Source organism: Alteromonas sp. 38 (assembly GCF_902506055.1).
Classification (GTDB): Bacteria; Pseudomonadota; Gammaproteobacteria; order Enterobacterales; family Alteromonadaceae; genus Alteromonas; species Alteromonas lipotrueae.
In genome coordinates, this window is sequence record NZ_LR733300.1 from 3,628,920 (window position 1) to 3,651,248 (window position 22,329).

Below are 22,329 nucleotides of genomic sequence, written 5' to 3' on the forward strand. Positions count from 1 at the left end.
ACACCGTAAAATACGCTTAAAACTGTGGGTGTCTTAACATTATCTTCGATTTTTTATATCTCAATCCTTTACCCCCAAAGCATACTGGTAAATAATCTTAAGATACTGGTCGGGCTAGTTTATGGCTGTCCGAATAAAAATTATAACGAGAATAACCATGACCAACGCATACCCTCACTTACTTGAGCCCCTAGATCTCGGCTTCACCACGTTAAAAAACCGTACTTTAATGGGCTCTATGCACTTAGGCCTTGAAGAAGAAAAAGGTGGATTCGATAAGCTTGCAGCCTTTTACGCAGAACGCGCAAAAGGCGGTGTGGCACTTATCGTAACAGGGGGAATTAGCCCCAACATTTCGGGCTGGGTAGCCCCTTTCGCTGGTAGAATGACAGCCAAACGCCATGCAAAGAAGCACAAAGTAATTACTGAGGCCGTACATGCTGAAGGTGGCAAAATTTGTATGCAAATTTTGCACTCTGGTCGTTACGGATATCATCCACTTGCCGTATCGGCTTCCCCTATGAAGTCTCCAATTACTCCGTTTAAACCTCGCGCCTTATCTTCAAAAGCTGTGACATCCACAATCAAAGACTACGTAAGTTGCGCAAGTCTTGCGAAAGAAGCCGGGTACGATGGCGTAGAAGTAATGGGCTCTGAAGGTTATTTAATTAACCAATTCTTGGTAAAGCGTACTAATCATCGAGATGACGAATGGGGTGGGTGTCTAGAAAACAGGGTGAAAATAGCGGTCGATATCGTAAAAGGTATTCGTGAAAAGATAGGGGCTGACTTTATCATCATTTATCGCCTATCGATGCTGGATCTGGTTGAAGGTGGCGCAAAATGGGATGATGTTGTTTACCTTGCCAAAGCGATAGAAAAAGCCGGTGCTACGCTTATTAATACCGGCATCGGTTGGCATGAAGCTCGAGTGCCAACCATATCGACTTCGGTGCCACGCGCAGCCTTCACGTGGATAACACAGCGGATGAAAAAGGAAGTATCACTGCCGCTTGTTACAACAAACAGAATTAATACGCCTGAAGTGGCGGAAGGCGTTTTAGCCGATGGGCATGCAGACATGGTATCAATGGCAAGACCATTTTTAGCCGATTCACAGTTTGTAGCCAAAGCGATGCGCAATGAATCCCAACTAATTAACACCTGTATTGCGTGTAACCAAGCGTGCTTAGACCATGCATTTGAACAAAAACGTGCTAGCTGTTTAGTTAATCCGCAAGCCTGCTACGAAACAGAACTGACCTTTACTCCGGTAACACATAGTAAACATATTGCAGTGGTAGGTGCTGGCCCTGCGGGGCTTGCATTTGCTATGTATGCTGCAGATAGAGGCCATCAAGTCACTATATTCGACAAAGCGAGTGAACTTGGTGGGCAATTCAACTACGCAAAACAAGTACCAGGAAAAGAAGAGTTTTATGAAACTATTCGCTACTTCAGCAATCAACTTGAACGCACTGGGGTTACCGTAACCCTTAATACCGATGTTACCTGTGAATTTCTCACTGAAAACGGTTTTGATGAGGTGGTTTTGGCTACTGGTATCAACCCTCGAAACCTAAGTATCGAAGGTGCTGACCACTCTAAAGTAATGAGCTATATTGATGTGCTGCGCGACCACAAACCTGTGGGGCAAAAAGTCGCTATTATTGGAGCGGGCGGCATTGGTTTCGATGTGGCCGAGTATTTAGTTGAAGACAAAGACCTATCGCTCAACACTGATAAATGGCTGTCTCATTGGGGTATTGATAAAAACTATACCAACGAGGGCGCGCTCATCGAGAAAGACTATACCCCATCGAGCCGAGAAGTATTCTTACTGCAACGCAAGACCTCTAAAGTTGGCAAGGGCTTAGGAAAAACCACAGGCTGGATCCACCGACAATCCTTGAAGCTGCATAACGTGCAAATGGTGAACGGTGTAAGTTACGAAAAAATTGATGATGAAGGTTTGCATGTTCTAATAAATGATAAACCGAAATGCTTAGCCGTAGACAACGTTATCGTGTGTGCGGGACAAGAACCGTTCAAGCCTTTGCAGGCTCCGCTGGAGGCTGCCGGTGTGAGTGTCCACATTATTGGTGGTGCAGATGTAGCCGCTGAACTTGATGCGAAGCGAGCTATTCGCCAAGGTGCAGAGTTAGCCGCTAAAATTTAAAGTTAGTTATACTTAAAGGTGGGTGTCTCAGTTTAGTTTTATAAAAAGAAGGGAAGCTAATTAGCTTCCCTTCTTTTTATACTAGAACTGATCGAACATAATCGTATTACCGTCCGGATCTTTTACTACGCAATGCCCTGGCCCTTCATCGCCTTTGACTGGCACATCTATTTCAATGCCTTTATCCTTCAAGCGCTGCTCAAGTTCACGCACGTCAGTGGGATTGAAGGTTAAAATATTGCCTTCAAACATGCCCTCGAACAAACCAATCATGGTTTGCCCACTTTTCATGATAACCCATTTCTCTTCTACCGAACCACACGACGGCATGGCCTCAAAGCCAAGCGTTTCATAAAATGCTTTCGAGATGGCAATATCACTGACCGCTAAACTTAACGAAAAAAGCCCAGGTTGCACTGTGTTCTCCTAAGAACCTAACAGAATGAATTACATACTGTAGATAAGTGCACAAGCAAGATCACTGTATTTGGTCGCAAAACGTTCAATTATTCCGCTAAGTTAGTGTTGCCACTCTTTCGCTAGCACAACCGCTTCGCCGCCCTCTACTTTCACTTCTTTACGCGACTCTTTGCCTTGGCTGTCCACCGCATAAAACTCATAAACGGTTATTCCAGTGCCATGCTGAACACTTTCAATAATGCGTTTTGCTTCGAAATCCGGTGAAGATTGTTTTAATGCCCCACTAACATTTTCAGGCAGCTGAGACCATACTAAGTCTCTTTGTATCTCTACTACTTTCCATTTGTCAGCCACTTGTAGCATATCGAACTCAATTTCTCTGCCATCGGCCAATACGCCTTCAACATCAAGATAAGTCTTGCCATGTTTCAGTTCTTTTTCCACTTCATTTACTGTGAAAGATGGCTCAATGGCTTTGATAGCGGTAAACGCATTGTCTGGAATGTCACTAACACTCATACCAACTTTTTCGTTTAACGTGGCACCAATTTTAGCGTGTTCGCCGTGATTAGCTTTTGGCGCAACGCTCTCCCCTACTTCTAAACGCGTGAACGTCACACTGGCATAATCACCATTTACCTTATCTTCTTCCCAGTTGCCTGTACCTAAGCACGCCGGATACCAAAAACCTGGGTCATCTTTAGTGCTACATTGGTTATAAGCACCAGCTTTAAAGTAATTCCAATCTAGCGTGTAGCCGTATGGATGGTCGTGCTCATCAAGCTTACCGTAAGCGTCTACCGCATTGGCGAGGTTGATTTTATATTCTACGGTTTCATGCCCTTCAGCTTCGAAAGTTAAATACATCACATCACCGTGCACATTCACTACGTAACTCAGCGCTTCACCTAAGGCTAATCCTGCTTCACCAGGATCTTCAGGATTTGTCCATAAATTCCCCCAGACTGGATAAGCTATATCTCTTCGATTAGCATCATCTTTTGGAAGGTTTCTTTCATAAGTCCAAAATACCGAGCCTTTTTCATGGTTAGGCCATTTCTTATAATAAATCTTAAGCGGTTCGTTACCCCACCCAAAGCCTTTTACCTTCTTCTCCCATTTACTGGCATGTATTTGACCGATAACCACTGAATAGGCTGGTGCTTTTTCAGGGTATTTCGCGCGCAGAGCGACATGGATTACTTTTAAGGTAGCTTCCATCTTGCCACCTACTCGCCCGAAGCGTTTCGCTAAAGGATTACTAGCTACAGTAAAATTATTCTTGGGAGATTTGGTTTTAATTCGTGTACTTTTTCCACGTAACATATGACGCATTTCACTTCGCGTGTTACTGGAGTTTGCGGTTGTCAGCGCTTTGTTTGGAGACGTAAATACCATACCGCCGTTTTCGTCTAGGTAAAAAAAGTCAGGATGGGAAAAATCTTGGATGTCTTTTACTGACACACTATCTGGCTTCCCATCATTATTTTCATCAGTTGGCAGCGTAATATTCCACTCAGTTAAATCGAATTTATCAGCGGGGACGACATCCGCAATAGCACCAACATTAAATATTGAAAGTATGAGCAACATAGCCGCATTACTGCACTTTCCTCGTTGAGGGATAACTTTCATAAAAAAACCTCTTAAATTATATGTTAAGCGTACTTCTTGTGCGGTACTTGCTTGATACGAACCTCTTTCATAAAAACAACAAAATGGCTTTACCAATACACCATCAAGGATGCATCTAAAAGCAGAGATAAAATACCAAAAACCATTACCAACTAAGAATCAATGTAATACCAATTTAACATTCAAACAATTTAATTACAAAATACTTTCATTTCATTCATTAGGCTGCACAGAACAATTGCCTAGTATGGGCTAGTGAAACGTAAAGGAAGGTTTAATAGCTAAAAAGTGTGGGTGTCCATTAGTGAGACTGGTGTCCATTAGTGAGACTATTGATGAGACTCATGAGTGATACTCTTTTTGAGCCCTGCATTTGTGGCTGTCTGCTAGATAGACGCTTGTTCACATTTAATAGGCTAACGAAGTAGGTTCGTCTAGCCTTCAAATACGTGGGTGTCTATAAATTGAATTCTGCATTTGTGGATTTCTGCTAGATAGACGCTTGTTCAAAACTATGGGTGTCCAAATTCAAAGAACAGGCACAATTATTGAAGAATTATTGAAGTCAGTGACTTTCCTGAGGCTCGCAAGCCATTCTACAAACTACTTATTGATTTTGGTGAGAATATTGGAACGCGTAAATCCAGTACCCAAATAACCGAACACTATTTCCCTGAGGATTTGTTGGGAAAGCAAATTGTGGCCGTAGTTAAATTTCCGCCCAAACAAATAAACCCCTTCCTGTCAGAATACTTGGTGACCGGTTTCTATCGTGACGATGGTGTGGTGTTAGTCAGCCCTGACAAACCTGTGCCTAATGGCGCAAAATTGGGCTAACTATCTAACCAGAGGCTAAACCGCTCTGCGTCCTTTCTCAAAACGAGCGATCAACACTAACCTCATAAAGCAGGCTTAAGCATCCGCCTTAGCCAAATGAGCAACTTCATTGCGCCATGCTTTTTCATAGGCTGGGCGCGATAACACCCGCTCAGCATACGATTTTACATTGTCGAACTTCAGGTCAAGCTCACTGCCTTTTGCCCATGACAACACTTGGGCTGTCACGATGTCGGCCATAGTGAACAAACTGCCGCACACATACTCTTTGTCGTTAAGAAGTAGTGAGAAAGCGGTTAACGCTCGGTCGAACTCCCACGCTGCCGTGTTTTGCATTTGAGGAATACGATGCTGTTCAGGTAAAGCAAAGCTATGTTTTGCTTTACTCCATAAGGGCTGCTCTAATTCACTAGCAGCAAATATCATCATTTGCTCATAAAGCCCGCGCGCGAAGGTACCAGGTGCAGGAATAAACTCTTCCATTGCATGCTTTTCAGCTAAGAACGTTACAATGGCAGCCGACTCAGAAAGCGCCCCTTCTTCAGTGACTAAGACAGGAATTTTAGTGGCTGGGTTTAGTACTTTAAAAGCAGAATTAAGGTGTTCACCGGCTTTTAAATTCACCACCTTGAACTCATAAGGTAAGCCAATTTCTTCTAAAGCCCATGCCACCCTAACCGACCGGGTTTTCGGGTATCCATAAAGTGTATACATTGCGTGCTCCGCGTTTATATAGTGCTTCAATTTAACAGCCGACAGCCATATTGAAGCCAAAACGCGGTACAAACAGCTTATGCATCTTGGCGTCGTAGAAAGACTAACTCAGTGGCTGTGCTTTGTGACTCGCTATAAACATAACCTTCACTATCGAAAGCTTGCAACCCTTTCACATCACTTACTTCGTTTTCTAGAATATATCTTGCCATTAACCCACGGGCTTTTTTGGCAAAAAAACTGATGATCTTATATTGGTCGTTTTTATAGTCTTTAAAGACAGGTGTAATCACCATACCTTCAAGTTCTTTTTTCTTAACGGCCTTAAAGTATTCATTTGAAGCAAGGTTTATTAGAACGTTATCACCCTGTGCTTGCATGGCGTCGTTTAAAACCTGAGTAATACGACTCCCCCAAAACGCATAAAGGTCTTTCCCTTCCGAGTTCGCTAACTTGGTGCCCATTTCTAAACGGTACGCTTGCATTAAATCTAATGGCCGTAACAGCCCGTAAAGACCAGACAGAATACGCAAGTGGTCTTGAGCATAACGAACCGCTTTATCGGTTAGCGTGTTCGCGTCTAGCCCTGTGTATACATCACCATTAAATGCGAACATGGCTTGTCGGGCATTGTCAGCGGTGAAGGGGGTAGAAAATTCTGCAAATCGATTTGCATTAAGTGTGGCTAACTTGTCACTAATTTTCATTAACGAAGAAAGGTCGGCTGGCGAAAGGGTACGGCACACTTCCATCAAACGCTCAGTGTCTTGAAGCATGGTAGGCTGCGTGAAATCATCCACCTTAATGGGGGTTTCAAAATCTAGGTTCTTCGCTGGGGATACTACAACTAACATCTTCGACTCCTTATCTTTTTCAGGGCTCATTATACCACTGTGAAAAAGTTGAAGTTGAATTTAGCGTTAAAAATCCATAAATCAAGGTAACAGAGAAATCCGATTAGCCAGTATTTACCGTGTCTGCGCTATAAATTGTCACACGGGTTTGGTATAACTATACCCAAATATGCAAACGTTTGATCCTGTCAAACTATTACGCCCTACATACGCAAAAGCGAACCGCTTTACGCGACTTGCCTTTCTGGCAATTCGTTCGAGTTTTTTAATTTAAGATTAGAGAGAATTATGAGCAATCAGCTAGCTTCGTTACGTGAGATCACCACGGTCGTTGCCGACACCGGCGATATCGACGCAATCAAAAAATACCAGCCGGTAGACGCAACAACAAACCCATCTTTGTTGTTAAAAGCCGCCAGCTTGCCTCAGTATGCCAGCCTAATCGACGACTCAGTAGCGTGGGCCAAACTACAATCCTCTGATAGCGACCAACAACTTATCGACGCATCCGACAAACTTGCTGTTGCTATTGGTAAAGAGATTTCAGACTCTATCCCAGGTCGTATTTCTACGGAAGTAGATGCCCGTTTGTCCTTCGACAAAAATGCCACGGTAGAGAAAGCAGAGCGTCTTGTTCAACTTTATCAAGATGCCGGCATCGATAAGACACGTATTCTAATTAAAATGGCATCAACGTGGGAAGGCATTCAGGCTGCTGAAATACTTGAGAAAAAAGGTATTCAATGCAACCTAACCTTGTTATTTAGTTTTGCCCAAGCGCGCGCTTGTGCTGAAGCTGGCGCATACCTTATTTCACCGTTTGTAGGCCGTATTCTAGATTGGTATAAAAAATCGACTGGTAAAACTGAATATGCTGCTGATGAAGATCCAGGTGTGGTGTCGGTTACCAGTATTTACAACTACTACAAAGAACATGGTTACAGCACGGTAGTCATGGGCGCAAGCTTCCGCAACATTGGTGAAATCCAATCTCTAGCGGGCTGCGATCGTCTAACTATAAGCCCAGCTTTATTAGAAGAACTCGCCAATGAACCGGGCGAACTAACAGTGAAACTTAAAGACAACGGTGCGACAAAAACCCCTGGCGATCGTTTAACCGAGTCTGAATTCCGCTGGGAAATGAACCAAGATGCAATGGCAACTGAAAAGCTATCTGAAGGTATCCGCAACTTCGCAGCAGACCAAGACAAGCTTGAAGTGATGCTTCGTGAAAAGTTAAGTGCGTAAGCCATAGGGAATTAGAAAATGAGTACACTGACATCATTGCCACAATGGCAAGCACTTAATCAAATTGCTGCTTCAATGAAAGATGCACACATGCGTGATTGGTTTAAGGCTGATCCCAAGCGTGCTGAAAAAATGCAGTTAGAAGCGTGCGGCATTTTTCTTGATTACTCTAAGAACCGCGTAAACGAACACGCGTTAGGTGCACTTTTCGAATTAGCCCGTGCATGTAAGTTAGATGACGCCCGCGATGCCATGTTTAACGGCGAGCCAATCAACAGCACTGAAGGTCGTGCTGTTCTTCACACCGCGCTACGTAACTTCTCTGATTCACCTGTAATGGTTGATAGCGAAGACGTAATGCCCGAAGTACGTGCCACCCTAGATAAAATTCGCGACTTCACCGCATTAGTTCACAGTGGCGAGCATAAAGGCTACACAGGTAAATCTGTGAAGCATATTGTCGCGATTGGTATTGGTGGTTCTTTCCTTGGTCCTAAAATTATGACCGAAGCCCTAAAACCTCATACGGTTGAAACGGTTAAGGTTCATTTTGTGGCTAACGTTGACGGCTGCCATATTCATGATGTGTTAACTAAACTCGATCATGAAGAAACCCTTGTCGTGATGTCTTCAAAGTCATTCACTACGCAAGAAACGTTGCAGAATACCCTTTCTGCCAAGGCTTGGTTTTTAAAATCTGGCGGCACCCAAGAAGATATCGCGAAACACTTTGTTGCCGTGTCTTCAAATGTAAAAGCGGCCACTGAATTCGGAATAGCAGAAGATAACATTTTCCCTATGTGGGATTGGGTTGGTGGCCGTTATTCTTTGTGGTCAGCAATTGGGTTACCTATATCTTTAGCTTTAGGTTTTGAAAACTTTAAAGGCTTGCTTGAAGGCGCGTTCGACATGGACACGCACTTTAAAACAGCACCGTTAGAGCAAAACCTACCGGTTTTACTTGGCCTATTAGGCGTGTGGTATCGCAATTTCTTCGATGCACAGTCTCAGGTGCTCCTACCTTATTATCATTACCTTCGTGGCTTGCCTGCTTATGTACAGCAACTTGATATGGAAAGTAATGGTAAAGAAGTCACTCAAGGCGGCGAAGCGGTAGATTACGCCACAGGCCCTATTATTTGGGGTAGTGAAGGAACTAACGGCCAGCACAGCTTCCATCAGCTGATTCACCAAGGCTCAGGGGTTATTCCAGCTGACTTTATGTTGCCGTTGAATGTACCTAACCAAGATGACACACACCATGCGATGTTAGCATCTAACTGCTTTGGCCAAGCGCAAGCGCTTATGCAAGGCAAAACCTTTGATGAGTGTTATGCCGACTTAGAAGGCAAAGGCTTAGACGAGGCGGAACGTACGCGTTTGGCGGCCCACAAGACGATGCCGGGTAACAAGCCTAGTAATACCTTAATGTTTGATAGCCTTACGCCTAAGACACTTGGCGCACTAGTTGCAATGTATGAGCATAAGGTATTCGTTCAGGGTGTTATCTGGAACCTTAACTCATTCGACCAATGGGGCGTAGAGTTAGGAAAAGTACTGGGCAACCAAGTACTGGCAGGCATTCAGGGAAATGCAGAAGAAGAAAGTTTTGACGCATCTACCCAACAATTGATTGCCCGTTTCAGAGCAGCGAATGCACCAAAATAAGGAAGTCTGAGTGAAGTAATCACTCAAATTTGGTGCAAATAATAACTGAACGGCCGGCTTACCCCCGGCCGTTTTTATTAGCAGAAAATAAGAACGTACAAGCTAACTCGCTGCTAAGTATGTAACCTGCTAACTGTTTTGCTAAACACACTGACGATATCTCCCTGTGTCATCATACTGTCACAATTTGTTAATAAAAAGTAAATTTACTTGTTTTATTTTAGTTGTGGCTGTGATACAAAATTATACAGAGGGAATAAAAAATCAAACTCTGTATTGTTGTAGTGGTAATAAAAAGGAGAATCCCAGTGGACAAATCAGACTTATTTGCCATGTTAGATATTGAAGCAAGCCCAGCGAAAACAAAAAGTAAAAAACGCAAGTGGAGAGAGATTGAAGCGCTTCAAGATCGCTTCAAACTGGAAAAGGAGCTCTCCGAACTCGATTGTGGTTTCGAATACGAGTTAGAAACACTGGAAAGATAATATAAAGGCCGCCTGCTAATAACAGGCGGCCTTTTTACTTTCTGGTTTCTTACTTTTTAAAGCGGCATTCAAAGTTGCGAAAGAAAGGCGTTTGCCTTTTGTTAACCGCGATCTTTTCAAGAGACTACAACTGCCAAAGACTATACCTGCCAATAAATGGGTGAAAGCCCTTTGCTGGTTAGGTAGGCATTGGTGTCGCTAAAATGGTGACAACCAAAGAAGCCTCTGTAGGCCGATAACGGTGACGGATGCGGCGCTTGAAGCACACAATGCTTAGTGCATCTGATATGCTTGCCTTTCTTTTGTGCGTGACTTCCCCACAATAAAAACACCACGTTTTCTGCGTGCGTGTTAACTGCCTCTATTACCACATCGGTATAGGTTTCCCATCCCCACTTAGCATGACTATGTGCCTTGCCCTGCTCTACCGTTAACACCGTATTAAGCAGCAGTACGCCTTGTTCTGCCCACGGCGTAAGCGTGCCGTGGTTCGGGATGGAGAAGTCGGTAATATCATTGGCTAATTCTTTATAAATATTAACCAGCGAGGGAGGTGTTTTAATATTTGGTAATACCGAGAAGCATAAGCCATGAGCTTGATGTGGGCCGTGATAAGGATCTTGACCTAATATCACCACCTTTACTTTTTCTAGCGGTGTCATCGTCAGTGCGTTAAATACATCTTCTGAAGGCGGGTAAATGACTTTACCCGCTTCACGTTCAGATGCTACTTTTTGCATTAGGGCTTTGAAGTAAGGCTTATCTTCTTCACTGCCCAATGCTTGTGCCCATGTGGTCACGCTTTTAGTAAATCCAACATATGCTGTTTAAGCGCATCGTAAGATGCAGGCAAATCAACAGCAAGGCTGTCTTCACCGGCTACATCAGCTAATGGCTTAGGCAAGCTAATAGGCGTGCCCAGCACGTTTTCTACCGTTTCGCGGAATTTCGCAGGATGCGCAGTACCTAAGAATAGGCCAATTTCGCCGTCTTCTAAGTCGTGGCTAACTGCACGGTAAGCAATAGCGGCATGAGGCTCACTGGTATAACCCAGTTGCGCTAATTGGCGCATAGCCAACTGAGTGTACTCTTCATCTACCATTTCGCCTTTTAAGCAGCCTTTATCAACATAGCCTTGCTCGATTAAGGCTTCAATGCGCGGCCAGTTGTTAGGTTGGCTAACATCCATCGCGTTAGACATAGTAGCAACAGTCTTCTTCGGCGCCCACTCGCCAGTTTTTAAATAGCGTGGCACAGTATCGTTGGCGTTAGTGGCAGCGATAAAGCGTTTAATTGGCAATCCCATTGATTTGGCAATCATACCCGCGGTTAAGTTACCAAAGTTACCACTTGGTACCGAGATAACCAGTTGATCACGCTTATCTTTAGGTAATTGGCTTACCGCTTCAAAGTAATAACATACTTGGGCTAGCAAACGACTGATATTAATTGAGTTCGCCGAGTTAAGGTGTAAACCTTCACGAATGTCTGGGTCGTCGAATGAAGCTTTTACTAGCGACTGACATTCATCGAAATCAGATTCAACGGCTACTGTATGGATATTGCCACCAAGGGTGGTGAACAGCTTTTCTTGCAGGGCGCTAATTTTGCCTTTAGGGAAAAGAATGACCACATTGATATTTTCAATACCGTGAAACGCATGCGCTACAGCAGCACCCGTGTCGCCAGAGGTGGCGGTAAGAATAGTGACTGGTTTACCTTCACTAATTCTTGATAAGGTTTGCGCCATGAAGCGACCACCAAAATCTTTAAACGCCAACGTCGGTCCGTGGAAAAGCTCCAAGGTATAAATGTTGTCGCTTACCTGCTCTACCGGCGCGCCAAAAGCAAACGCGGTATTCACGATTTCTTCTAATTCGCCATTGTTAAGCTCATCACCAATAATGGCACGAAGTACCGCTATGCTGCGCGCCGCGAACGGCATTTCAAGCAGTTCGTCAATGTTGTCTAATTTCGGGATATGAGTAGGGAAATACAAACCTTGTTGTTTACCTAACCCTCTTTTAACTGCTTCAGAGAATGAGGCAGTGTCCTGTGCGTCTTTTAAATTAACCAATTCCACGTTTTAATACCTTTTATCGTTGTGCCGTAACATCTAGCTGCTGTATCACTTCATTAAGCGATAGGGCCAACCGTGGTTCCCTGCTCAGGGATTTGGCACACATGGCTAAAGCCATCTTCATTTTGAATATAGTGTTCGTCTAAATAGGCAACGATACGCTGCGCTTTTTCTTTACTGTCACATACGGCGAATACGGTTGGGCCGGAACCCGAAATACCAAAGGCTAACGCGCCTTCTTGTTCGCTGAAGGCTCTTGCTTCATCGAAACCCGGCAGTAACTGTTTACGATACGGTTCTGCAATTACATCTTTCATTACCGAGGCAGCAAGATCATTTTCACCTGCATGCAAGGCGTGTACAAACACCCCTAACTGGCGACCAAAAGTGAGCGCCGTGGCCATATCAACCTGCTTGGGTAATATGTCGCGGGCGGCTGCCGTAGATACGCTAATGCCAGAATAACAAATAGCATAATACCAGTCTTTCACTAAAGGCAGCGACAAGGTTACAGGAGATGTTGCCCCAGTCATCAATGTCATGCCGCCAACATAACATGGCGCCACATTGTCGTAGTGAATGCTACCGCTGATTTGCCCTTCTAGTTCACCCATCATGGTCAATAAAGTGTCTTCATCGAAGGGATAATCATAAAAAGCGTTTAATGCGACAAAAGCGGCAACAATAGAGCTTGCGCTCGACCCCAAACCGCTGCCTATTGGCAAATTTTTCGATAAAGTCATCGCCACTGGTGATGTCGCTTTCCCGACTTTCTCCATTTGCGCACAAAAGTAGTGATAGCATTGCGTCACAATATTGCTGTCTGCGTCGCCAGGCAATTTGTGTGCGAAAGGGCCAACCGTGGTTAACGAAAAGGTATCTGCACTTTCAATATCCACTTCGTCGCCCAAGCGCGAACCATCGACAGGGGCAAGTGCGGCACCTAGTACATCAAACCCTAAACTTACATTGCCAATAGATGCTGGCGCATATGCTCGTAATGCTTTCATAATACTTTTCTTTAATTACTCTTTAAACTTCAGCGGCTCTTTAACGTTAAAAAAGCCAATTAGTGGGCCATTTGCTTCCACGGCATAGTACGTAAAATATCAGCGAATACGCCAGCAGCGGTTACCGTACCACCCGCACCATAGCCTCGAATCACATAAGGGATGGGCTGATAATAGTCACTGTTAATAGCCAGTGCATTTTCGCCGTCTTTCACTTGCGATAATGGGTTAGATGCAGGTACTGCTTGAATGATTACCTTACACTTGTCGCCTTCAATGCTGCCAATATAGCGAAGCACTTTTCCTTCGGCTTTAGCTGCATCTACACGCTTAGCAAATTCAGCATCAAGTTCAGGCAACTGTGTCATGAATTCTTCAATGGAACAGTCTTCAGCAAAACCAGCTGGTAGTACCGATTCTATTTCAATATCAGAAAGCTCAAGTTCTAAGTCTGCTTCACGGGCCATAATAAGAAGCTTACGGGCAACGTCCATTCCGCTTAAGTCATCACGAGGATCTGGCTCGGTATAGCCATTATCTTTCGCTGTACTTGTAGCTTGAGATAGCGACATTCCATCTTCTAACTTGCCAAATACGTAAGACAAACTGCCCGATAATATGCCTTCAAAGCGATGCAATACATCACCTGCACTGAATAGTTTTTGAAGGTTGTCGATTACCGGTAATCCAGCGCCTACCGTAGTTTCATATAGATACTGACGATTCGTAGATAATGCTGTTTTCTTCAACTTACGGTAGTAATCTAGTGAACTGGTATTCGCTTTCTTATTCGGTGTTACTACGTGGAACCCGTTTTCCATCATATCTACATATTGCTGAGCAATAGCATCGTGGCTGGTACAATCTACAATCACTGGGTTAACCAAGCTGTTATCATTCACAAACTGCTGTAAACGTTCAACGGAAAGCCCTTCACTGGCCGCATCTAATGCTGGCTTCCAGTCTTGATTTAGGTCTATACCTTGACTATTGAGTAACAACTTACGGCTATTTGCAATACCGTACACACGCAACTGAGTATTACGATTAAGTAAAGCCGGTTGCTGTTTTGCAATTTGGCTTAAAAGTTCGGTACCTACGTTGCCACACCCGACTAAAAACACATCAATGGTATGGCGATCTGAGAAAAAATTCTGATGGATAACCTTCACCGCTTTTTTCGCCCGCTTGTTTTCGATAACCGTTGAAATAGAACGCTCTGAGGACCCTTGGGCAATCGCTACGTTATTAACGCGAGCTTGCGCCAACGAGTTAAAGAAGCGTGCCGCTAAGCCTTTCGCATGACGCATACCGTCACCCACTAAGGTAACAATCGCTAAATCGTGGCGCACTTCAATAGGATCTAACAATTGGTTTTGCAACTCTAACGCAAATGCATCTTCTAACAAGCTTAACGCGCGATCAGCATCCTTACTTTGAATACAGAAGCTTATTGAGTATTCAGAAGAAGACTGAGTGATCAGGCTTATTGAGATATTCGCATTCGACATCACCTCAAACACTCGGCTTGCCATACCAACCATGCCTTTAAGACCTGGGCCTGCAACGTTGAACATAGTGACATTATCAAGTTGAGAGATGCCTTTAACCGACGTCCACTTTTCGCTGGCTTCATTACTGATTAACGTGCCAGGGGCCGCGGGGTTCAGCGTATTACGAATTAAACAAGGAATATGGTGCTGGGCAATGGGGCCGATAGTTTTCGGGTGAAGTACTTTGGCACCAAAGTACGAAAGCTCCATAGCTTCTTGATAGGTTAACTTATCAAGCAGCACTGCTCCTTCAACTTGATTAGGATCGGCATTATAAACACCGTCTACGTCAGTCCAGATTTCACAACAACTTGCATCGATACAAGCCGCTAAAATAGCCGCTGAGTAGTCAGAGCCATTGCGTCCAAGTGTTACTTTTTCACCGGCCTCGTTCGCAGCAACAAACCCAGGCATTACCAATAACTCACTACCATCGATAGGCACATCGGTAAAGCGCGCTTTACTTAATGAAACATCGGCAATGCTATCTAGATACTCACCTTCTGCAAGGATGTAAGTCACCGGGTCGATAATACGATTTTTCACGCCTTTAGCGCTTAAGATACCGCTAAATAACGTTACCGAGATGTACTCACCAATACTTAAAATACCTGCCGCGATATTATCAGGTGCAACACCTAATAATTTAATACCATCGAGGTGTTGATTAAGTACACGCAGTTGCGCATGAATGAAGTCGGTAACATCGGCGTGTGCGAAGCCGCTGAGCTCTTCGTTTAGTGCATCAGCAATACCCGTCACGGTAGACGTCAATTTGTCAAATAGAGGGTGGAAATCTTCGCCAGCGGCTGCCTGCTCACATAAAAGTGACAATGCATTCGTTACCCCTTTAGGGGCAGAAAGTACCACTGCAGCGCCATCGGTTTGGTGGGTGGCCGTGCTAATGTCGTTCACGCGCAAGTAGCGCGGTGCGTCGGCAAGTGATGAGCCCCCAAACTTTAAGACTTTCATGTGCTGCTCCTATATCGGTTACGCCAGGTTACTGCTTTAAATCGGTTACTATGACGTGAGTAAAAAAAAGCCCGCTCTCTGTGAGGGCGGGCTTTCGTTGTCTTATGCTTACTTGCACTAGCCAGCGACCGCCCGTTTTAAGGTGGTAATCATAATGCTGATAGTGCCAATAAGAAGAATCGTTTTCATAGGGTCAATTTGCCGTATAGACGTCTATCTGTCAACCGCAGTTTTCACTATACTGTATTGCAAAAAATGAAACACAAAACATTTCACGTTTCGATTTAAGCGATAATCAATCAGGCGATGCTAGAATCGAGTAGCAAAAACTAATCATCATCAATTAATTGTGCAGATAGAAAATCAACTAACAAGCGAATTTTTGGCACTAAATGCCTGTTCGATGGAAACAATGCCCATACCGCTTCTCGCTTATCTCGATATGATGATAGCACTTCCATTAACTTGCCTGCTGCTAACGACTCACGCACATAGAATCCTGGAAGCTGTACTAAACCCAGTCCGGCCAATGCAGCATGATGTAGGGCATTACCACTGTTATACTTCACTCTTCCCCTAACACGCACGGTTTGCGCTTGCCCGTCATGATTAAACCGCCAATGGGGCTGAGATCCTACTAAGCACTGATGTTCGCTAATCATTTCGGTACTATTGGGTGCAGGGAAGGCATTTAAATATTCAGGGCTGGCGCACACATATAGCTGTCGGGTAGCCAGCTTTTTGGCCACCAACGTAGAATCTTCTAAATTACCTATGCGTATGGCTAGGTCATAACCTTCATCAATAATATCCATCGTGTCGTTAGTAAAACGACACTCTACTTCTATGCCTTCGTATTTTTTTAAAAATTGATTTATAAGCGGGGCGATAAAGGCTTCGCCAAAGGCAACCGGAGCGGTGAGCTTAATAAGCCCTTGGGGTACTTTTTGAAGTTGACTAATATTGAGCTCAGCCTCTTCTAGTGCTTTTAATGCGGGTTGGCATTGTTCAAAATAAATATGCCCGGCTTGAGTGAGTGACACACTTCGGGTGGTACGGTTAAATAACTTAACCCCCAAACGCTTTTCTACATTGGCGACTTTTCTACTTATTTGCGCGCCCGACGTGTCTAACTTAGTAGCGGCCGCTGTAAAGCTGCCAGTACTGGCCACCGCACAAAATTCTACTATACCTTCCCATGTCATGGCGTTTACCTTTATTGATGCAATTATTTCTAGCATGGCGCTATGGTCAATAAAAGTTCTTAGAAGACGCCATTAGCTTACAATTAAACACCAACAAATTATTACACTCAAGTAATAATGAATTACCAAATCTGTATTTATAAAGCAGAGTCTCAGGTCTATAATCTGTTCCATAACGTAAGAAATTATAGGTAACGACATCGTGTTGTTTATCTACCCACTTTAATTTAGGAGCATGCCATGTCATTAGCATTGAAAGATGGACAGACACATATTAAGTCTAAAGCAGCCGTTGCGTGGGCCGCTGGTGAACCGTTAAAAATGGAAGAGATTGATGTTGAACTTCCGAAAAAAGGCGAAGTGCTAGTACGTATTGTTGCCAGTGGCGTATGCCATACCGATGCGTTTACACTTTCAGGTGATGATCCAGAAGGTGTGTTTCCTTCAGTACTTGGCCACGAAGGTGGCGGTATTGTAGAAATGGTAGGTGAAGGGGTAACGTCTGTTGAAGTAGGCGACCATGTTATTCCTTTATACACAGCGGAATGCGGTGAATGTAAATTCTGTACGTCTGGCAAAACTAACTTATGCCAAGCGGTTCGTGAAACCCAAGGTAAAGGTTTGATGCCAGATGGCACCAGTCGTTTCTCGAAAGACGGTGAGCCAATTTACCATTACATGGGGTGTTCTACTTTTTCTGAATACACCGTATTGCCAGAAATTTCTTTGGCTAAAGTGAATAAATCAGCGCCTCTTGAAGAAGTCTGCTTGTTAGGCTGTGGCGTTACCACGGGTATGGGCGCTGTGCTTAATACTGCTAAGGTAAAAGAAGGAGATACCGTTGCTATATTTGGCTTAGGCGGCATTGGGCTTTCAGCTATTATTGGTGCACGTATGGCGGGCGCTAGTCGTATTATCGGTATTGATATTAACGAAAGTAAATTCGACCTTGCTAAGCAACTTGGTTCTACCGACCTTGTTAACCCTAAAAATTTCGACAAACCTATTCAGGAAGTGATAGTTGAAATGACCGACGGCGGCGTAGATTACTCCTTTGAGTGTATCGGTAACGTGAATGTGATGCGTTCTGCACTCGAGTGCTGCCACAAAGGTTGGGGCGAATCGGTGATCATTGGAGTAGCCGGTGCAGGCCAGGAAATATCTACTCGTCCATTCCAGTTAGTAACAGGCAGAGTATGGCGTGGTTCTGCTTTTGGCGGTGTGAAAGGTCGCTCTGAACTACCTGGTATTGTTGAACGCTACCTAGATGGTGAATTTGGCTTACAAGAATTCATTACACACACAATGGGGCTTGATGACATCAATGATGCGTTCGATTTAATGCATAAAGGCGAAAGTATTCGTTCTGTTGTGCACATGGATAAATAGCGCTTAACCACTAAATTTGTCGTGTAATACTCAACAAGACCCGCGGTGAAGAACCCAAGCGGGTCTTGTTTATTTTTCTTCTATAGTTATCTTCCCTATTTACAACCATCCCCACTCTAATGCTTTAAGCACGGCTCGAGTTCTGTCTCGCACGCCCATTTTCGCCATAATGGCAGACACTTGGTTCTTAACCGTCCCGGTTGACTTGAACATAGCCTCAGATATTTCTTTATTGCTATAACCAGCGGCCACCAAACGTAAAATTTCTATTTCTTTTCGGCTTAAAGCTTCTGGCTGTTCAAACGACTCGAAGTTAACTTCTAACCCTTGTAACCCTTTAAGTACTTTTTCGGTAACACTTGGTTGAATGAGGGTATCCCCATTAACGACGGACTTAATTGCGTCAATTAAGGTTTCAAGTGAGACATCTTTAAGCAAATACCCTTTCGCCCCCGACTGCATCGCTTGAGTAACCAGTTCATGATCGTCAAATGTGGTTAGCATAATAACGGGGGTATCAATGTTATGCTTTCGCATTGCACGCAAAGCATCAATACCCGTCATCTCGGGCATACGAATATCCATTAATACAATATCTGCTCTATTAGCGTTAAGTGCATCAATAACATGGGCACCATCATCACACTCGGCCACGACTTCTACACTGTCATCCAATGCCAATAAAGAGCGTATTCCTTGTCGCACTAACATTTGATCTTCAACTAATACAACACGAATACTCATATTGGCTCCGGCAATAAAATATCAATAAGAAAACCTTGGTTGTTAAAGCCGAATTTCATTGTTCCACCAGTCTGCTCTACTCGCTCTACCATTCCGGTTAATCCATTACCCTTTTTTACAGGGCTTTCGGCCTGTACTTGTTCATCTTGTAGTTTCAACCAATAGCTATTTTTATGCTTGGTTAAACTGACACGCAGTTGCGCAGACTGAGTGTGTTTAATGGTATTCGTTAGGCTTTCTTGTACGCAACGAAGTAAGGTATCAGCGGTGGTCACATCTTCAATTTTGACATTATCTGCAATCGATAGTTGCAGGCTTGGCCGAGGCAAATCTTTAAACAGAGCCCTCACCGCTTGCTGCCAATCCAAGGCCGCATTTTCACGAATATCGGACACCGCTTCTCTTACATCAGAAAGTAGCAGCTTAGCTAAGCTATGGCACTGATCGACATGCGCCTTTACTTCATCTAGCCCGCTAGCGTTAGCTTTATGAGACGCCACCTGCAAATTAATGGTAAGCGCCGTTAAGTGATGACCAAGTACATCGTGAATATTTCTGGCAATGCGCAGCCTTTCGTCCTGCTGCCCAGCTTGTCGTATAAGTTGTTGAGCGCTCGTTAACTGGCGATTCAATTCATCAGACTTTTCTCTGGCCACCTTCTCTTTAATAGCCACGTTTGACATCATCATGGCAAATAAATTGAACGTCCAGAATAGAGCGGCAGTAAGCAATGCATAACTGTCTTGCCAATAAAACGAGTGGATCAATCCTAGCGGTAAAGCGGCTATAACAGAAACAGCCAAACATATTTTCCACGCTAGATAGTAGGGCAGCAAAGCTGACCATATCACCAGAAAAATAGCGAGATAACTGTAGGGTAATAAAAATAAGCTAGTCACCGACAGCACATACAATGTGACCAACAATGGTATTCGCCACTGAGGAAACGACATATCTCGCCGTGTAACAACACTAAAACACAATGCTATTCCACCCACTACAGCACTAGTTAGCCAAGGCCTAGACGACGAGACGCCATAGTGTGAAAACGAGTAATAAAGTGCAGAACTGCTCACAAATAGCCAAGTTATGAGTGCGCTTGTCCTTTCGAAGTCAAAAAATTTGAGTATTTTCATACGCCTATTATTGCCTCAAGCGACGATAAATACATAGGCCAAAAGTCACTTTTTATCTTGTGACCTTCGGCACTAATACTAGAGAGAAGATATTGGCAAACTGACTACATCAAACATTTAAGGTGTAAGTCATGCAAAACATTCACAGCGCTATCGTTCTATTTCACATTATTTGCGGTGCAAGTTCACTGTTACTTTTTTGGGGACCATGTTTTACCAAAAAAGGCGGAAAACAACATAAAAAGATAGGTAATATTTATCTGGCCACGATGACGTTGACATCAGTCAGTGGTGTAGTTAGCTCGTCATTAGTGCTGCTTGCGCCCCTTCTTATCTTTCCGACGATGCCGGCGCACTTTGAAACTGTTGAGTATTTTCTTGCTTACCTTCAAGGCCAGTATATCTTCTTGCTCATGCTAAGCCTTCTGGTTTGGAACAATGTCAGGCACGCTAAAAGAGTCTTAGAGGTAAAAGTTAACCGAGGTGAGCTTCGTAAGGTTGAATACTTATGGTTACCCACTGCACTATTTTTTGTAGCCAGTATTGCGTTGTATCAAGGCATAAAATACAACATTACACTGACCCAAATTTTTGCGCCTATCGCACTATTTAACAGCATTGGTATTGCGCGATATGCATTCAAAAAAGACATTGCCAAAGGAGCATGGGTCATTCAACACATCGGGCATATTATTGGCTCAGGCATTGGAGCCTACACGGCATTTTTCGCTTTCGGTGGCCGCAGCCTATTTCAAAGCCTCCCCTTACTTCAGCTAGGAAGTTGGGTATTGCCAAGTTTAATCGGCGTCCCTTTTATTATTTGGCTAAGCAGGAAGTATTTTACGTTATTTAATCCAACTGCCCCTTCGTAATCAATCGTTAAAAAATCATCAAATACATAGTGCACTTGCTATCGATCAGAAAAGTGTATTAGTGTGTTTACATCATGCAAAAGGATTTGTAATTTAATGAAAAATAAAATGAAACAACAGCTAAACGTACTAATTACCCTGTTGTTACTTTCTGCGTCCGCCCCCTGTTTTAGTAAAGCAGATTCTGAGCAGGTACCTGAAAAAGAAAACGACATTGAAACCATAGAAGTCACCGCTAAACTTAAATTGCATCAATTAAAGTACGCTATCAAGCAGCGCTCATACGAATTTTTCGATGTTTTCAACAAGTACAATGATGTACCTGAGTTCGAAGTTATTTGTCGTTACCGAGCACCAAAAGGCTCAAAAATAAAGCGAAAAGAGTGTGAATCTCGTTATATAAAAGCGAAAAGAACACAGCTTATTGGTACTGCAATGGCAACAGGCGGCAGGCTTCCAGACGAAGGCCTTGTTGATATTCAAACCCGCGTCATGCGTATTGAATCACAAATGCACCTGCGTTCATTAATTGTCGACAACCCTGAGCTAAAAGAAAGCTATAATTCGTTAAAAGATGCTATGGACCGTTATGAAAAACATAAAGATGCAAGCAAAGAGTAACGCTTTAATCGTTAATGGTTTTACCCCTTTTAAAAATATCAATAAAGAGACCTTATAATGAAAATGTTAGTCGCTTTGGCGTCAGTTTTATCTATCGCATTTACGCTGAGTAATGCATGCGCGAACCAAGTAGCTGAAAGCACAAAACGAAAAAACGCAGAAGCTAACGCTAGCGCAGAAACTAAGCCTCATATTGAAGTCACTCTCGACTCACTAACCAACTATCAAGTTAATAACGACCGTATGGTTAGTTCTGGTTTGCCTTCTGCTGCGCATTTTCAATTATTGAAAGACGAAGGGATAAGTAGGGTTATAGATCTAATTCCCGGCGAGCGAGGGCAAGAAAAGCTAATGGTTGAAGCACTATCGCTTGACTATCACAACATTCAAGTTGAATGGGAACACCCTACCCTCGCTAATTTCAAAGACTATACGGGCTATATGGCTCAAGAAAATTCAACCGATGATAAGGTGCTTACTCATTGTAAATTGAATTGGCGAGGTGCCGTATTTACCTATTTGTACCGCATTACCGCATTAGGTGAATCAGAGCTATTGGCTAAACAAGACTTACTGGCCATCTGGCAGCCGAATCAAACCTGGTTTCAATTTATTAATACCGTCATAGATGACTTTAACCAAACCCACAATGCTCAACTCGTTACCTCTGTAACGCCACAGGTAGAGCCTCTTGAACAATAATTTTT

At 43.6% G+C, this 22,329-nt stretch carries 19 protein-coding genes and 1 pseudogene; 9 read left to right on the top strand and 11 right to left on the bottom strand.

Going from position 1 to position 22,329, the window contains the following annotated elements; genetic code table 11:
- Positions 1-157: 157 nt before the first annotated feature.
- A complete protein-coding gene (locus FLAVO9R_RS15725) occupies positions 158-2,179 on the top strand; it encodes an NADPH-dependent 2,4-dienoyl-CoA reductase (RefSeq protein WP_159532834.1) in 2,022 nt (673 codons plus the stop codon).
- Positions 2,180-2,260: 81 nt separating this feature from the next.
- Here the strand turns inward: FLAVO9R_RS15725 and FLAVO9R_RS15730 are convergent, their stop codons facing one another.
- Positions 2,261-2,596, bottom strand: coding sequence for a VOC family protein (locus tag FLAVO9R_RS15730; RefSeq protein ID WP_013782897.1), 336 nt, complete (start codon positions 2,594-2,596; stop codon positions 2,261-2,263).
- A 579-nt stretch (positions 2,597-3,175) separates the two neighbouring features.
- Positions 3,176-4,192: pseudogene (locus FLAVO9R_RS15735) on the bottom strand (polysaccharide lyase family 7 protein); the annotation flags it as partial.
- 600 nt (positions 4,193-4,792) lie between these two features.
- Here FLAVO9R_RS15735 and FLAVO9R_RS15740 point away from each other — a divergent pair.
- The gene (locus FLAVO9R_RS15740) at positions 4,793-5,071 is read left to right on the top strand and encodes a tRNA-binding protein (protein WP_420838748.1); all 279 of its coding nucleotides are present in this window, start codon (positions 4,793-4,795) and stop codon (positions 5,069-5,071) included.
- Positions 5,072-5,146: 75 nt separating this feature from the next.
- Here FLAVO9R_RS15740 and FLAVO9R_RS15745 read toward each other — a convergent pair whose 3' ends face one another.
- The gene (locus FLAVO9R_RS15745; protein WP_159532838.1) at positions 5,147-5,785 is read right to left on the bottom strand and encodes a glutathione S-transferase family protein; all 639 of its coding nucleotides are present in this window, start codon (positions 5,783-5,785) and stop codon (positions 5,147-5,149) included.
- 77 nt (positions 5,786-5,862) lie between these two features.
- Complete coding sequence (gene yaaA, locus FLAVO9R_RS15750; protein WP_159532840.1) at positions 5,863-6,639, bottom strand: peroxide stress protein YaaA; 777 nt, start codon at positions 6,637-6,639, stop codon at positions 5,863-5,865.
- A 288-nt stretch (positions 6,640-6,927) separates the two neighbouring features.
- On the opposite strand from yaaA, the gene tal reads away from it, so the two are divergent.
- The 3 genes from tal to FLAVO9R_RS15765 all read left to right on the top strand — a co-directional run bounded on the left by tal (position 6,928) and on the right by FLAVO9R_RS15765 (position 10,040).
- The gene (tal, locus tag FLAVO9R_RS15755; protein ID WP_159532842.1) at positions 6,928-7,887 is read left to right on the top strand and encodes a transaldolase; all 960 of its coding nucleotides are present in this window, start codon (positions 6,928-6,930) and stop codon (positions 7,885-7,887) included.
- 18 nt (positions 7,888-7,905) lie between these two features.
- Positions 7,906-9,555 (top strand): glucose-6-phosphate isomerase, encoded by a 1,650-nt coding sequence (pgi, locus tag FLAVO9R_RS15760; RefSeq protein WP_159532844.1) that lies wholly within the window; start codon positions 7,906-7,908, stop codon positions 9,553-9,555.
- Positions 9,556-9,863: 308 nt separating this feature from the next.
- Entirely contained in the window at positions 9,864-10,040 is a 177-nt protein-coding gene (locus FLAVO9R_RS15765) for a DUF3545 family protein (protein ID WP_013782890.1), read from the top strand.
- A 140-nt stretch (positions 10,041-10,180) separates the two neighbouring features.
- Here the strand turns inward: FLAVO9R_RS15765 and ung are convergent, their stop codons facing one another.
- The 5 genes from ung to FLAVO9R_RS15790 all read right to left on the bottom strand — a co-directional run bounded on the left by ung (position 10,181) and on the right by FLAVO9R_RS15790 (position 16,860).
- A complete protein-coding gene (gene ung / locus FLAVO9R_RS15770) occupies positions 10,181-10,840 on the bottom strand; it encodes a uracil-DNA glycosylase (protein ID WP_159532846.1) in 660 nt (219 codons plus the stop codon).
- Positions 10,837-12,123 carry a threonine synthase gene (gene thrC, locus FLAVO9R_RS15775; protein WP_159532848.1) on the bottom strand — a complete coding sequence of 429 codons (1,287 nt, stop codon included), beginning with the start codon at positions 12,121-12,123 and terminating at the stop codon, positions 10,837-10,839. Before thrC ends, ung begins: the two co-directional genes overlap by 4 nt.
- Positions 12,124-12,176: 53 nt before the next feature.
- Positions 12,177-13,130, bottom strand: a complete 954-nt coding sequence (gene thrB, locus FLAVO9R_RS15780) for a homoserine kinase (protein ID WP_159532850.1) — start codon at positions 13,128-13,130, stop codon at positions 12,177-12,179.
- A gap of 59 nt (positions 13,131-13,189) precedes the next feature.
- Positions 13,190-15,655: a bifunctional aspartate kinase/homoserine dehydrogenase I gene (thrA, locus tag FLAVO9R_RS15785; RefSeq protein WP_159532852.1), complete on the bottom strand. Its 2,466-nt coding sequence runs from the start codon at positions 15,653-15,655 to the stop codon at positions 13,190-13,192.
- Positions 15,656-15,984: 329 nt separating this feature from the next.
- Positions 15,985-16,860 carry a LysR substrate-binding domain-containing protein gene (locus tag FLAVO9R_RS15790; RefSeq protein ID WP_159532854.1) on the bottom strand — a complete coding sequence of 292 codons (876 nt, stop codon included), beginning with the start codon at positions 16,858-16,860 and terminating at the stop codon, positions 15,985-15,987.
- A 240-nt stretch (positions 16,861-17,100) separates the two neighbouring features.
- Here FLAVO9R_RS15790 and FLAVO9R_RS15795 point away from each other — a divergent pair, with 240 nt between their 5' ends.
- Entirely contained in the window at positions 17,101-18,249 is a 1,149-nt protein-coding gene (locus FLAVO9R_RS15795; protein WP_159532856.1) for an S-(hydroxymethyl)glutathione dehydrogenase/class III alcohol dehydrogenase, read from the top strand.
- 99 nt (positions 18,250-18,348) lie between these two features.
- On the opposite strand, the gene FLAVO9R_RS15800 is transcribed toward FLAVO9R_RS15795, so the two are convergent.
- Together FLAVO9R_RS15800 and FLAVO9R_RS15805 are read right to left on the bottom strand one after the other, a co-directional pair.
- Complete coding sequence (locus tag FLAVO9R_RS15800; protein WP_159532858.1) at positions 18,349-18,993, bottom strand: response regulator transcription factor; 645 nt, start codon at positions 18,991-18,993, stop codon at positions 18,349-18,351.
- On the bottom strand, positions 18,990-19,946 hold the full coding sequence (locus tag FLAVO9R_RS15805) for a sensor histidine kinase (protein WP_232370677.1): 957 nt from the start codon (positions 19,944-19,946) through the stop codon (positions 18,990-18,992). The genes FLAVO9R_RS15800 and FLAVO9R_RS15805 overlap by 4 nt, the downstream gene beginning before the upstream one ends.
- Positions 19,947-20,260: 314 nt before the next feature.
- On the opposite strand from FLAVO9R_RS15805, the gene FLAVO9R_RS15810 reads away from it, so the two are divergent.
- From FLAVO9R_RS15810 to FLAVO9R_RS15820, 3 genes are all read left to right on the top strand, one after another.
- The gene (locus tag FLAVO9R_RS15810; RefSeq protein WP_159532862.1) at positions 20,261-21,001 is read left to right on the top strand and encodes a hypothetical protein; all 741 of its coding nucleotides are present in this window, start codon (positions 20,261-20,263) and stop codon (positions 20,999-21,001) included.
- A gap of 96 nt (positions 21,002-21,097) precedes the next feature.
- A complete protein-coding gene (locus FLAVO9R_RS15815; protein ID WP_159532864.1) occupies positions 21,098-21,622 on the top strand; it encodes a hypothetical protein in 525 nt (174 codons plus the stop codon).
- A gap of 57 nt (positions 21,623-21,679) precedes the next feature.
- On the top strand, positions 21,680-22,324 hold the full coding sequence (locus tag FLAVO9R_RS15820; RefSeq protein ID WP_232370678.1) for a protein tyrosine phosphatase family protein: 645 nt from the start codon (positions 21,680-21,682) through the stop codon (positions 22,322-22,324).
- The last annotated feature ends 5 nt before the right edge of the window (positions 22,325-22,329 follow it).

What these genes read in the sequence shown, in the direction of transcription:
- FLAVO9R_RS15725 (WP_159532834.1), top strand. Translation starts at nt 158, where the DNA reads ATGACCAACGCATACCCTCACTTACTTGAGCCCCTAGATCTCGGCTTC.
- FLAVO9R_RS15745 (WP_159532838.1), bottom strand. Translation starts at nt 5,785, where the DNA reads ATGTATACACTTTATGGATACCCGAAAACCCGGTCGGTTAGGGTGGCA.
- yaaA (WP_159532840.1), bottom strand. Translation starts at nt 6,639, where the DNA reads ATGTTAGTTGTAGTATCCCCAGCGAAGAACCTAGATTTTGAAACCCCC.
- tal (WP_159532842.1), top strand. Translation starts at nt 6,928, where the DNA reads ATGAGCAATCAGCTAGCTTCGTTACGTGAGATCACCACGGTCGTTGCC.
- pgi (WP_159532844.1), top strand. Translation starts at nt 7,906, where the DNA reads ATGAGTACACTGACATCATTGCCACAATGGCAAGCACTTAATCAAATT.
- thrB (WP_159532850.1), bottom strand. Translation starts at nt 13,130, where the DNA reads ATGAAAGCATTACGAGCATATGCGCCAGCATCTATTGGCAATGTAAGT.
- thrA (WP_159532852.1), bottom strand. Translation starts at nt 15,655, where the DNA reads ATGAAAGTCTTAAAGTTTGGGGGCTCATCACTTGCCGACGCACCGCGC.
- FLAVO9R_RS15790 (WP_159532854.1), bottom strand. Translation starts at nt 16,860, where the DNA reads ATGACATGGGAAGGTATAGTAGAATTTTGTGCGGTGGCCAGTACTGGC.
- FLAVO9R_RS15795 (WP_159532856.1), top strand. Translation starts at nt 17,101, where the DNA reads ATGTCATTAGCATTGAAAGATGGACAGACACATATTAAGTCTAAAGCA.
- FLAVO9R_RS15800 (WP_159532858.1), bottom strand. Translation starts at nt 18,993, where the DNA reads ATGAGTATTCGTGTTGTATTAGTTGAAGATCAAATGTTAGTGCGACAA.
- FLAVO9R_RS15805 (WP_232370677.1), bottom strand. Translation starts at nt 19,946, where the DNA reads ATGTCGTTTCCTCAGTGGCGAATACCATTGTTGGTCACATTGTATGTG.
- FLAVO9R_RS15810 (WP_159532862.1), top strand. Translation starts at nt 20,261, where the DNA reads ATGCAAAACATTCACAGCGCTATCGTTCTATTTCACATTATTTGCGGT.
- FLAVO9R_RS15815 (WP_159532864.1), top strand. Translation starts at nt 21,098, where the DNA reads ATGAAAAATAAAATGAAACAACAGCTAAACGTACTAATTACCCTGTTG.
- FLAVO9R_RS15820 (WP_232370678.1), top strand. Translation starts at nt 21,680, where the DNA reads ATGAAAATGTTAGTCGCTTTGGCGTCAGTTTTATCTATCGCATTTACG.